General features: G+C 40.2%; 9 protein-coding genes and 1 rRNA gene. 4 read left to right on the forward strand and 6 right to left on the reverse strand.

Features of this window, described 5'->3' with window-relative positions; genetic code table 11:
* The 4 genes from NE665_RS22180 to NE665_RS22195 form a co-directional block, all read right to left on the reverse strand.
* Positions 1 to 88, reverse strand: a 16S ribosomal RNA gene (locus tag NE665_RS22180); the annotation flags it as partial.
* Positions 89 to 480: 392 nt separating this feature from the next.
* Positions 481 to 1764 (reverse strand): TIGR02679 domain-containing protein, encoded by a 1284-nt coding sequence (locus NE665_RS22185; protein WP_117444995.1) that lies wholly within the window; start codon positions 1762 to 1764, stop codon positions 481 to 483.
* A gap of 293 nt (positions 1765 to 2057) precedes the next feature.
* Positions 2058 to 2909 (reverse strand): hypothetical protein, encoded by an 852-nt coding sequence (locus NE665_RS22190; protein WP_233104831.1) that lies wholly within the window; start codon positions 2907 to 2909, stop codon positions 2058 to 2060.
* Positions 2910 to 3105: 196 nt separating this feature from the next.
* Entirely contained in the window at positions 3106 to 4107 is a 1002-nt protein-coding gene (locus tag NE665_RS22195) for a YHYH domain-containing protein (RefSeq protein ID WP_117444998.1), read from the reverse strand.
* A gap of 387 nt (positions 4108 to 4494) precedes the next feature.
* On the opposite strand from NE665_RS22195, the gene NE665_RS22200 reads away from it, so the two are divergent.
* From NE665_RS22200 to NE665_RS22215, 4 genes are all read left to right on the forward strand, one after another.
* Positions 4495 to 6096 (forward strand): PucR family transcriptional regulator, encoded by a 1602-nt coding sequence (locus NE665_RS22200; protein WP_117444999.1) that lies wholly within the window; start codon positions 4495 to 4497, stop codon positions 6094 to 6096.
* Positions 6097 to 6204: 108 nt separating this feature from the next.
* A complete protein-coding gene (locus NE665_RS22205) occupies positions 6205 to 7296 on the forward strand; it encodes a DUF917 domain-containing protein (RefSeq protein WP_117445000.1) in 1092 nt (363 codons plus the stop codon).
* On the forward strand, positions 7296 to 8849 hold the full coding sequence (locus tag NE665_RS22210) for a hydantoinase/oxoprolinase family protein (RefSeq protein ID WP_117445001.1): 1554 nt from the start codon (positions 7296 to 7298) through the stop codon (positions 8847 to 8849). Before NE665_RS22205 ends, NE665_RS22210 begins: the two co-directional genes overlap by 1 nt.
* A gap of 239 nt (positions 8850 to 9088) precedes the next feature.
* Positions 9089 to 9778: an FRG domain-containing protein gene (locus tag NE665_RS22215; RefSeq protein ID WP_117445002.1), complete on the forward strand. Its 690-nt coding sequence runs from the start codon at positions 9089 to 9091 to the stop codon at positions 9776 to 9778.
* Positions 9779 to 10139: 361 nt separating this feature from the next.
* Here NE665_RS22215 and NE665_RS22220 read toward each other — a convergent pair whose 3' ends face one another.
* Positions 10140 to 10814, reverse strand: a complete 675-nt coding sequence (locus NE665_RS22220; protein WP_002610253.1) for a hypothetical protein — start codon at positions 10812 to 10814, stop codon at positions 10140 to 10142.
* A 275-nt stretch (positions 10815 to 11089) separates the two neighbouring features.
* Positions 11090 to 11761, reverse strand: a complete 672-nt coding sequence (locus NE665_RS22225) for a helix-turn-helix transcriptional regulator (RefSeq protein WP_117445034.1) — start codon at positions 11759 to 11761, stop codon at positions 11090 to 11092.
* Positions 11762 to 12080: the final 319 nt, after the last annotated feature.

Here is a 12080-nt window from a genome sequence, read left to right on the forward strand (position 1 = left end):
AGCAAGCTTCCTGAAGACTTCGTTCGACTTGCATGTATTAGGCATGCCGCCAGCGTTCATCCTGAGCCAGGATCAAACTCTCCATTTGATTTAGCTCTAACGCATGACTTGCGTTTGAATTTCATTTAGTTATCGTTATTTCCGAGAATATTGTTTTCTCAAATAATTGACGTTTCCTGTTCAGTTTTCAAAGACCGAAATTTCTATTTCGTGCGCCGCTGTTTCTCATCAGCGCTCGTATATAATACAACGAATAAACCCTTGTGTCAACAACTTTTTTCACTTTTTTCACTTTTTTATTTATTATTGTTTTTACTATCTCGAGAACGCTTTATTTATATATAAGGATAGCACATGTATACACAGACAGGGAGCCTCCATGTTCAAATCTATGCCTTACGAATTCTGAACAAGCAGGAGCTATCTCAATCCTTCGTTTAAATTACGTAAGAAAAATCCTAAGCATAAGCTCCCAGGTTTCTATGCATTCTCTATTTCTTCAAGATATAACGGCAGCAGAGCTTCCTGATAACCACTATATGCATGCTTTTCAAGCTCTCTGCAAAGTGCCTGTAATTCCTTCGTCCTGCAGTTTTGCAAAGACAAAAGACGCTTTTCACTAATTGGTGAGGTCGACATAATCATATGATATTCCTCCACTGTACTTTTCCATAGATATAGATCGTCTTTATATCGCTGCTTCAACTTATCTGCTATCAGTACCCCTTCCGGATCGAAGTCTCCGGCATAATACATAGGGATTTTACTCTTCTGTATGAAATCCAGCAATACATAGCCGCATAGATTTAGCTGACCGTTTGTACATACAAAACCGATATGCTTCTTCCCAAGTTTCTTTCCGTGCAGAAACAGAGAGCGGAATACCGATGGATTCTCTACAATATAAACCGCCTTTATATCCTCTGATATTCTTTTAATCTGCTGTAGATTATACAGTGATACTGTCCAGCCCTCATAACGTTCAAAAAACGCTTCCCATCCCTTATGTATGGTTTCATTCCTGTCGATTGCATTCAGATGTGCAATCATACATATGTTGGACAAATCGTCTTTTAATAAGCCGGCATCATAATACAGCTTATTTTTCTCAGCCAGGCTGATCTCCTGTTCTTCAACTCCAAAGATATAACAAATCCCCTGAAACAGCATGGTATTCTCAATGCCTTTATCAAAGAAGTGTGGATCCTGAGATATCGTAGAAGCGAATACTGCTATGGTTTCAATTTCCTGCCTCCAGACTGGCAGCTGGTTCATCGCTTCCATGATATAACACACGGTCTGCTGTTTATTATTGTTCAACAGCTGGCGGATATTCGCATAGCTTTTATGATTTGTTTTTTGCATCCAGGTCAGCCATTCTCCGGCTTTTGTGTTTTCATAGCATTTTTTCAAGGACAGGATATCCTGCTGTTCCTTGTGAGCTTTTATTTCTCTTTGTTTCTTATTCGTCAGTATGTGCTCCCCTTTATAAATTTCAAGAACACGAAGGAAGTCGCTTCCTGCAAAACGGCTATCCTCGATCCCCTTTTTCCAGATAGAATAAGGTATGGAGATATCACAGACTCCCCAGTAATCCTTTCCAAGGAATCCACCGATTGCCTCACGCTCATCATCCTCAGGATCTTTGATACGTACCGTACCGCCAAAATGCTGCAGCTTCTGATATTGACGAATCCACAGGTCTATCACACGCTGAAATCCTGTATCCTGTAAAAGATATTGAGCAAATGCTTCCTCTATCATAGCTGCTCTCCCTTCATGTGCTTTATATGCCGTCCCATTCGCACAAAATAATAGTTACAAAACGAGTGGTTTCCAGACGGAATCTGACAGCCCTTTCCTGAGGCAAATACAGAATGCTGCTTCCTAAAATAGCTGAGCTTGGATAATTTCGTACCGCAAACCTTTTCAAGATACGGCACCTGTCCCTTTCTTCAATATACAAATACTTCTCCCAGCCATCCCATTTGTATGAGTAGTCCTCTCCTGTTGCATAGCCTCTTTGATTCAGCTGCTTTTTAATAACAGTTTACATCTCAATCTGCAGGCTGTTTAAGAATCAGATCCTCCATATTCCCCACGACAAGCCGCAATTCAAAGCCTTCATTTTCATCATATGCCTCTGCCGATTGAATCAAAGTTTTGTTTTCTTTAAAATATTGGTTTTTTCTACGCCGGAAAAATCCAACAATGTCCAAGGCATCCTGATCCAGCTGTGCCAATTCCTTTTGTAAGACTGTCTCACCGACTTGAGCCAGATTCCATCCCAAGGATGCCAGCTTGATAACTGCGCTAAACTCTTGAAAACATAAATTATTCGCATTGCCCATCGGGGCGATAAAGTCATGCATAAGCTCTGAAAAATTATCATGCTGGATACGTTCCGGTATAGGATCATATTTTATATCATGATCATTGATATATGCGCCCTTCGTATTTCTAAGCCGTACTATATACTCATAAAAATCTTCTGCTTCTTCCAGCGTAACGTCCTGTTTCATAAGAATTTCCGCAACAGAATCTAAAACAAATTCATTTCGGAATTGAAAAAAGGATCCCTTCCAGCGATGCTCAGGTAATACATTCTGTAAATCATTAAGAAGATATATACCGATGACTTTCATCCGATACAAGTTGTCCTTATCTTCATCGTACAATTCGATATAGTCAGGTGTAACATCTACAATACGATATTCACCATAGTGCTCTTGCTTCCAATCCCTCAGTATACTTCTGTCACTTTCATTCCACTTTCGGCTGGCGAGAAATTCTTCAAGACATTGCGGATGTGATCCGATATAGGTTAATGCCTGGTTCATCTTCTGATGCTTATTGGGTTCCTGCATGAGCAATACACTGTATACATGCTTTTTATAAACAAATTTCATATATTCCTCACGAAGCCTTGTCAATTTTTTTGTATCCTTCTTATGTAAATAATTCATAGTATGTCCTTTGTATCACCATAGCTTACGAGATTCGTAAGACTGTCATATTCCTTTCTTCTTTCAATTTATTATTTTAACATAACCCATGCCAGCATAGGGGCTCTTTACCTATATTCTTGTTCAAAGTCTTGCTGGTTTATGCCCTTTTTCGATTCCGCAGTTTTTTAATAAGCAGACACACTCCCAGTATAAGAGCTGCTGTCGCAGCCATCCCTATAAGCAGACTGCCCTCTTTTTTGTTTTCTTCATATGCCTTTACATAGGCTTCTTTTGCAGCCGGATAAAAAGCAGTATCCTTTACAGCATCAAGAAAGTCAAGATTCTGTTCCTCCCCTTCTTCTCCGTCCTCTTTTCCATTGTCTTTCGCAAGCTGAAGCAATTGCTGTTTTTCCTTTTCATAGCTCTTAACGGATGTGTCGTATGCTTCCTTATATGTAGTTTTAAATTTTTCCAAGCCATAATCCTCAACATCGGAAGTGCTTTTATCATTATATACATATTCATACGCATGCTTCTTCGCCGTGTCCTGCAGAGTTGTTTTCACGTGCTGTTCTGCTTCGTCAAAGGCTGTTTTATAATATTCTATATATTTACTTTCTATAATTTTAGATGGCAGTTTTTTCAGCTGATATGCTTCCTTTTCCAAAGCATCTCTTTTACCGTTTTTCTCTGCCAGTGAAGCCGTGTTGTCCATAAGCTCTGTTTCTGCTTTTTCATAGGATTTTTTAAAGGCTGCTTTGTATTCTTCCTTTGAGTATGCGTAATCTGCATCTTCCAGTGTTTTATCCGGATTCGTAATTTTGAAGGAATATCCATCCGTAGTCCCTTCTTTTGCATAATCAATTTTTGGCTGTACAGGAACTTCAACTTTTGGTTCTGCCTCTTGAATCGGTTGTGGTGTGCTTGGAGACGGTGTCACAGAATTATTTGTTGATGGTGCTGTTGTCCCTCCTGAGGAGCTTGCACCTCCTCCATTATGACAGTGATATTCGCCATAAGCCAATCCCCATTTTTCACAGTTTGTACGACATGTGTGGCAGCCATTGCTGTCTGTTCTTCCCGGATGTGCCTGAATAGAGGCAGATGTCGGTAATACAAGAACCAATGCGAATGTTGCGAACGCTAATAATTTTCTCATTTTTTCACCCTCCTAGACTATGAGTAAATTACAAACCTCTTCCCTCCTTCCCTATATATTTTATTATAACGCTTACAATCATACTTTTGTATTTTTTTATAAAACATTAGCTATACAAATACCCGGCAGTATACCTGGCACGTAAAATCGGTTTTTCCTACTGCTGTCTGTACGATAATGCAAGCCGGTTTCATATATAAATGAGCTGCTATGGCTATTGTAGGATTATAACGATAATGCATTCATAATACCATGGATATGATGATACTGCTCAGACAGAAAGAGAGTCTTTTGAAGGGAAAGTATTCAGATAAGCATGTAAAGTGTGTATGCCTGCCTGTATAATATGGAGTATACTTATTCTATACATATAATGGAGGTGATCTCATGAGTGTAACTATTGCGGATTTAGTAAAGCTTCCCTCTCTTCGTGATGCCTGTGTTGTCGCAGGTGCGAAGGGCATGAATAAAGCTGTTGCATCGATTTCTGTTTTGGAGTATGCAAATGCACAAGCATTAAAGGATGAATTGTTTTATCCGCTGCCTTTTGAGGGTGGTGAGGTTGTCATCAGTGCGCTGATCTGTATCAAGGATGACCCACAGGCGCAGCTAAGTGTCGTTAAAAAGCTATGCGAAGGCGGTGAGGCCGCTTTGATACTGTATTATGTTGGAATTTATCTAAAGGAACTGCAGCCGGATATGCTGGAGTATGCGGATACCCATGGATTTCCTATCATTTGCATGCCATTAAAACAGGATACACTGCGCTACAGTGAAGTGATCATGGAGGTCAGTGAGAAAATCCTGCAGGATCAGATGATCAATCAATATTTCGTCAGTGATATGCTGGATACGATTGCACAGCTGCCGGCACATCAAAGAAGCATGGATACTCTGCTGCGGATGCTGAGTGACCGCCTTCGATGTACGGTGCTGCTTCTGGACCATCGGGGTGGTGTGCTTCATGAAGCGGCATGGCCTCGCGGATTACAGCTGGATACCAAAGAAATTTTATCCCTGTTATCAAACAGCCATATGGCCGCAGCTAGGTTGTCGGAATCTCATTATCAGATATACAGCAGCTATATTAAGCATGAAACACAGGATATGCGCATGCTGTTGATTCGTGAACATACGGTACTTCCAGATACAAGTATAAAGCAGGCACAGGAGGTTGTGCAGCTCTTCGTAACCATATGGAGTCAGGAGCATGGCAATATACAGACCGATCAGTTAATAGCTGCGATTCTGAATGATGAGCCGGTAAAGATGCGAAGGCTTGCGGATATGCTTCATGTCAATGTTTCCAGTATTCATTGCATGTATATGGTAACTGCCGCAAAGCAATCTTTAATTTCCGATGACTGGTTGCAAAAACTACAGAATTGCTGCGAGGTGATTTTAAAGGAGCATTATCATACGTTAATGATTGCCAGAAAGGATGCCTACGTATTGATGTTTGCCGGTGAAGAGCAGATTGCAGAGAATGAGGTGCTGATTCCCTCTATTTTAATCGAGGAATTAAACGCTCGGGATTTTTCTACCATCATCTGTGGAAGCACACATTTGGAGAATACGGCACAGGTTCGTAGCGCCTATATCGCTATTTGTGATTTTATAGATGCCGCAAGAATCGTATACCCGTACCAGCATTGGCTGCCACTACAGAAGATACAGTATGCAAGGGAGTGTCAGCGGTTGATTGGTCTTGGCGAGGAAAAGGTACAGGAAATTATGTCTGTTTTGACAATGCACAATATGGACAGCGTGCAGCAGGAGGAGCTGCTACAGACATTATGTGTGTACCTTCTGGATGCAGATATGAGTATGCAGAGGACTGCCGAGCTGTTATTCCTTCATAAAAATACAATAAAGTATAGAATACGCCATTTGAAACAGCTGCTGCACTCTCCTATAACCGCCATGCCGGATAGTGCGTTCCTATATCAGGCATGTGCTCTGTATCGTATTCTGAATCATCGGGAGTAGTCATTGTCCAAATGGACAAAAACTACTCTTTTTTTTCTGCCTTTGCGCCAGTTACAAACGCTCCCTGCATACGGTATACTGGTTTCAAAATCAGAATGGAGTGATTTCATGAAAACGATAGGTTTAAAAGAAATAGAAGACATTGCAACAGGCGCTGCCTTACTTGGAGCTGGAGGAGGCGGTGATCCTTATATTGGTAAGCTGATTGCCATGAATGCCGTAACAGAATGTGGAGAGGTGAAGCTGATTGATCCTATGGAGGTTTCGGATGATGCTCTGGTAATTCCAATAGCCATGATGGGGGCTCCTACGATTCTTTGTGAAAAGGGAATCAGCGGGAATGAATATCAAACGGTTTACGATATGATGTCACGGTATTTCAATCAAGAGATTTTTGCAATCATGCCGATGGAAGCAGGAGGTGTGAATTCCATGCTTCCAATCGCTGCAGCAGCACGTCTGGGATTACCGCTGGTAGATTGTGACGGTATGGGAAGAGCGTTCCCGGAGCTACAGATGGTATCCTTTACCATTGGTGGAGCCAAGGCTACACCGATGGCGTTGACAGATGAAAAAGGAAATACGTGTATATTTGAAACGATTACCAATCAGTGGACGGAGGAGCTGGCTAGAAGCGTCACGATGAGCTGCGGCGGCTCTGTTACGGTTTCCTTATATCCGTTGGATGGGAAGACATTAAAGGAATATGGTGTGAAAAACATCGTTTCAAAATCAGCGATACTTGGCAAATGCATTCATACCATCAAGGAATATGAGGAAAATCCGCAGGAACGCTTTCTTCGTGAGACGGAAGGCTATTACCTGTTTAAGGGAAAAATTGCAGATGTGCGAAGAGAAACACGTGGTGCATTCAATTTCGGTAAGGTTCTTTTGGAAGGCATTGGTGAGGAAAAGGGAAAGCAGGCATATATTGAGTATCAAAACGAGAATCTAATCTGTGTGGTAGATGGCGTAATACGGGCCACAGTACCGGATTTGATCACCATCGTAGATAGTGAGACGTTTCTACCTGTTACGACTGATGGCTTAAAGTATGGAAAGCGCGTACTTGTCTGTGGAATTGCCTGTCATGAAATCTGGCGTACGAAAAAGGGACTGGAGCTGGTCGGACCGCAGTATTTCGGATGTGATACAGAGTATATCCCAGTGGAAATACGGGCGGGAAAGGAGAATGCATAATGTTTAAGCTTGGAATTGATGTCGGTGGTACCAATACAGATGCGGTATTGATTAACAGTGATTTACAGGTTGTAAAGAGCTTAAAGGTCGCAACCAGTCTGGATATTTACAGCGGAATCACAGAAGCTATTCATGAAATACTGAAGGATACAGATATTGATAGAGGCAGCATTACGCAGGCAATGCTTGGCACCACACAGTGTACGAATGCCATTGTTGAGCGTAAAAAGCTCGCACCGGTGGCACTGCTTCGACTAGGAGCGCCGGCGATGCTTGGGATTGCTCCGATGATTGACTGGCCGCAGGAATTGAAAGGATTTGTTGTGGCACAGGAAAGTGTTGCTGGTGGATATGAATATGATGGTAAGGAAATAGCTCCATTGGATACAGAAGCAATTCGTAGCTTTTTTCAACGGATAAAGGGGTCTGTTTCTTCCATCGCCATTTCCTGCATTTTCTCCCCTGTCAGAAGAGAGCATGAGGATATATGTGCAGATATCGCAAAGGAAATTCTCGGGAAGGATATCATTGTATCAAAGTCCAGCGAGATTGGTTCCCTAAGCTTTATTGAGCGCGAGAATGCGACGATTCTGAATGCAGGGTTGTACGAGGTTGCACGTTCGTTTACCGATGGGTTCGCGAAGAGCTTGCAGGAGGAGCAGGTGACAAATGCCAGTATTTATCTGAGTCAGAATGATGGAACACTGATGACGATGGAATATGCAAAGAAGTATCCGATATTGACGATTGCCTGTGGTCCGACAAATTCAATTCGCGGAGCTGCGTATTTGAGCGGCTTGCAAAATGCAATTGTGGCAGATCTGGGTGGAACAACAACGGATATCGGCGTTATTCAGAACGGATTTCCAAGAGAGAGCAGTGTCGCGGTGAGTATTGGTGGTGTTCGGACCAATTTCAGAATGCCGGATGTGATTTCCATTGGCCTTGGCGGTGGCAGTATTGTTCGCGAAGTCAATGGAGAAGTGCAGGTTGGCCCAGAAAGCGTTGGTTATGCTATTCGGAAAAAAGCAAAGGTCTTTGGTGGTGATACGATTACTGCGACGGATATTGCTGTTCGTTTAGGTATGGCAGATGTTGGAGATGCAGCCTTGACTAAGGATATTGATATGGCGTTTGCGAAAAGAGCGATGGCGGTTATCCGGGAGATGCTGGAGGATAGCATTGACCGCATGAAAATCAGCAGCCAGGACGTGGATTTGGTGCTGGTAGGCGGTGGATCCGTGATTGTGCCAAAGCAGCTGGCTGGTTGCAGGCTGGAGGCGAAGCCAGAGCATTTTGGAGTGGCAAATGCGATTGGTGCTGCCATTTCAAAGGTTAGCGGAACATGGGAGCAGTTGGTTTCATATGATGAGGTGCCTCGTGAGGAAGCAATTGAAAAGGCGAAGGCTGAAGCGGTTGATTTGGCTGTTGAGGCTGGAGCAATTCGAGAGACAGTACAAATTATCGATATGGAGGATGTACCATTGGCGTATTATCCGGGGAATACAAGCAGGCTGAAGATACGGGCAGCGGGTGATTTGAAAAGTGAATAGTGAAAAGAGCTGTTACTAAGAAGTAAAAGGTTTAGTGACAGCTTCTCTTGTATTTTATTATTTAAATATAATTTTTACATCGTCAATAAAAAAACTATTATTTTATTTGAAATATGCATTTAAATAAGGTTTTTAATCATTTTTCATGAACTTTATGATTACTTGTTACAAACATTGCTATTTGTATAAATTTCAAATATAATTTATTTAAACAAAAGAAACATATAGAGGGGGACATCATGAATAAGAATATAATTAATTATCTGAATGTAATTTTCGAAGCAACACAAGAAATGAGAAATCTATATGCATGTAAACAGTATACAAATCCATTAATCGCATTTAGAGGAGAACCGAAAGATTATGGTGACACAAAATTAATGCCTTCAATCTTTAGAGATGCAACATTAGTGGCAAAAGAAAAGCATCTTTTTGAACTAATTTGTGATTACGAATTAATTGATTATAGGAAAAGGAATATTGATAAAGCTATAGAAACGCAACATTATGTTTCCATAAGTAGAATGCTAGATATCACCTTTAATTCAGCAGTAGCGTTGTATTTCGCATGTTTATATGATCATATAAGTGATGCAAAAACTGATGGTTATATCTATATATTTTGCTTCCCTGAATATTATTCTCCACATTCAAATTATATAGAAGATTTTTATGATGACGTTTTAAACTCAAAATCAACAAAATCTTATTTCAAGAATTTCAAGGTATTCTCACACAGCTATTCTAATGATCGCATCAAAGCACAAAGTGGTGGTTTCATATTTTTTCCTGGAGAAGTTTTCAGTCCCATTAATGATGTGTATTATAGGAGAATACGTATTGCGGCCTCCGATAAAGATGAATTGAAAAACGAATTAGAATTAATGTTTCACATAAATTTTGTATCTAATTTTCGATTATCTGCATAAACACTACACTTTCGAACGTTTTGAAGTATAGACAAACAATAGTTTTACCACGATTTTACCACGATTGAATGAGCTTTGATATGACAATGGAAATGACGATAAAAGACACCTAAATGGTGTCTTTATAGTAGAAAATATAAATTTAATGCTAAAGAAATTAAAAATAAGCTAATCAAAACTACCTTACTTTTCTTTTTTATCTGCTTGTTAAAAGTTAAAACACTGATAATTCCTATATATGCCAGACAAACGATACACCATGTAAAAATAACATGAGAGTCTGGCAAAATATTATTTTGGAATATGAGAATCAGCATGCAAATAAAGAAAATCCATGTATCTATTTTTCTTCTTTTCATATCTAATACAATGACGCAGATTCAATAGTACGCGTGGTTTTATATACTTGTCTGCGCCCCATGCGCGTTCTGTAATACTTGGTGACTTTTATTTTTAGTCTTATCCCGTGATTACTGCTTGCATCAACTTGGCTATTGATTGTTCCTACAATTGTACTAATTGCACTTGCTCCTCCTCCAATGCCTTGCGCCCCTGGCACAAAAAATAGAATTGCTCCAATTACACCTGCAACACTAGCAGCACCACCAACAATGGATTTGATTTGTGCATACGAAATATATTTTGTTTCATAACTGCTTTCTGATCTATCTGAATAAAACGAAGCTTCTGGAGATAGTTCAGGATGTTCGCTCAAATCTATTGTCTCGCCCGTAAAAGAGGAGTATACAGTATTGGCGTTTTGATCATATTGTATGTAGTCAGTCATTCCTGTTTCAGAATTTAAAATATTGATTGTTCTGATGCCATCAGCTTCATTGACTGTGACCCAATTTTTACTATCTGCTTCATTTACCAGAAAAGTATTATCATCCACTTTATCAATTTGAATGGCCGTCTCGGCAGAATTGTTTGTGTCTGATAGTTCTGAAGCAAAAGCTGTCATGGGAGCTTGTAAAACAAGCAGAAGTGATAAGCTAATGCCTATTGTTTTTGATGCTATTTTTGAGCTTTTCATAATTAAATTCCTCCTTTAGTTAGTGTTATCTAACTAAATAATAATCCACTATAACTAAGATGTCAATATTTATTTACATTTTTGTCACACCTAAATATCGCAATATTATTCTACTGTTTCAGCCATTTTCTACAAAAGGCACATCTTACCTTTCTTCCTCTTGATTATTCAGCACAGGAAAGAAAAAGCCCTGTCAAGAGCCTTGCCACCACAGGTGGTGCTTTGCACTCTTTACGGGGCTTTTTGTTTGCGGTATCTTCCATGAAGGAGGAAAATCAAAGTCCTCTGTTCCACCTGTCTTTCAGATAATCTTCACAGTCCATATTATCAAAATCTAACTGTGGCGAAGTGTCGGGTATGTTGTTTCTGTTATCCATGTCCGCAAGTTGACGGAATATCCAGTCATCATAAGGGTCATGGTATTTATACTCTTTGGGCTGTTCTCTGTATCGGTCTAACCCTCGCATTTCCTTATGCACTCTCATCATACGCTCCAGTTTCTGACGCTGTATCAACTGCTTGATTTCCATAAGTTCTTCCAACTCCACAACCTCATTGGTAATGTAGTTATGGATATACTGCATGAGTTTGGTAACCTTGTAAAATCTGCACTCCTGTTCATTGTCGAAAAATTCATTTTCAGACAGATAGTCCAGGGAAACATTAAAATCCTGTTCCCTCTTGATAATATCCATGATGTATGGCTCGGTGTGGTCGATATACTTCCATTCTCCCGACAACAATTCATTCGGCGTGACACCCAGTACATCCATAATCTTTTCCAGCGTATCAAAAGAAGGATAATTTAGTCCTCTTTCAATCTTGGAAAGGCTCTGCATATTGATACCGATTTTGTCCGCCAGTTCCTGTTGTTTCATTCCTCTGTGTTTTCTTATGGTCTGTATGTTTTCTCCTAAAAAACTGATTTTCTTTTCGTAATGCTCCATAACTTAGTATAACCGCTCCTTTCGTTGCTTTTATTGGTATTTATAAGCATATCATACTTAATATATATCGAAAAGTCAACAAAAACTTCTTGACAAGTAATTCTAATGGTGTTATTATCGTATCAGATAGAGTGATTAAGCACGCTAGGGTCAATCACACGCTTGAGTAAGCATAGAAAATATATATTTTCGCTTTGATAGCATGAATAAGCATGGACTATCAGACCGAAAATAAGGTTTCTGACTGGGGCTGTTCCGTTTAGCCACGAGCCTTACAAGGCTCGTGAGCGTTAAGAACGGGGCAGACACAGGAAGAAAG

The organism is Clostridium sp. DFI.1.208, assembly GCF_024463855.1.
Lineage (GTDB): Bacteria > Bacillota_I > Bacilli_A > Erysipelotrichales > Erysipelotrichaceae > Clostridium_AQ.

Excerpts from the sequence above, each read along its gene's own strand:
- NE665_RS22185 (WP_117444995.1), bottom strand. The coding sequence starts at position 1,764 with ATGATAGAGGAAGCATTTGCTCAATATCTTTTACAGGATACAGGATTT.
- NE665_RS22190 (WP_233104831.1), bottom strand. The coding sequence starts at position 2,909 with ATGAAATTTGTTTATAAAAAGCATGTATACAGTGTATTGCTCATGCAG.
- NE665_RS22195 (WP_117444998.1), bottom strand. The coding sequence starts at position 4,107 with ATGAGAAAATTATTAGCGTTCGCAACATTCGCATTGGTTCTTGTATTA.
- NE665_RS22200 (WP_117444999.1), top strand. The coding sequence starts at position 4,495 with ATGAGTGTAACTATTGCGGATTTAGTAAAGCTTCCCTCTCTTCGTGAT.
- NE665_RS22205 (WP_117445000.1), top strand. The coding sequence starts at position 6,205 with ATGAAAACGATAGGTTTAAAAGAAATAGAAGACATTGCAACAGGCGCT.
- NE665_RS22210 (WP_117445001.1), top strand. The coding sequence starts at position 7,296 with ATGTTTAAGCTTGGAATTGATGTCGGTGGTACCAATACAGATGCGGTA.
- NE665_RS22215 (WP_117445002.1), top strand. The coding sequence starts at position 9,089 with ATGAATAAGAATATAATTAATTATCTGAATGTAATTTTCGAAGCAACA.
- NE665_RS22220 (WP_002610253.1), bottom strand. The coding sequence starts at position 10,814 with ATGAAAAGCTCAAAAATAGCATCAAAAACAATAGGCATTAGCTTATCA.
- NE665_RS22225 (WP_117445034.1), bottom strand. The coding sequence starts at position 11,761 with ATGGAGCATTACGAAAAGAAAATCAGTTTTTTAGGAGAAAACATACAG.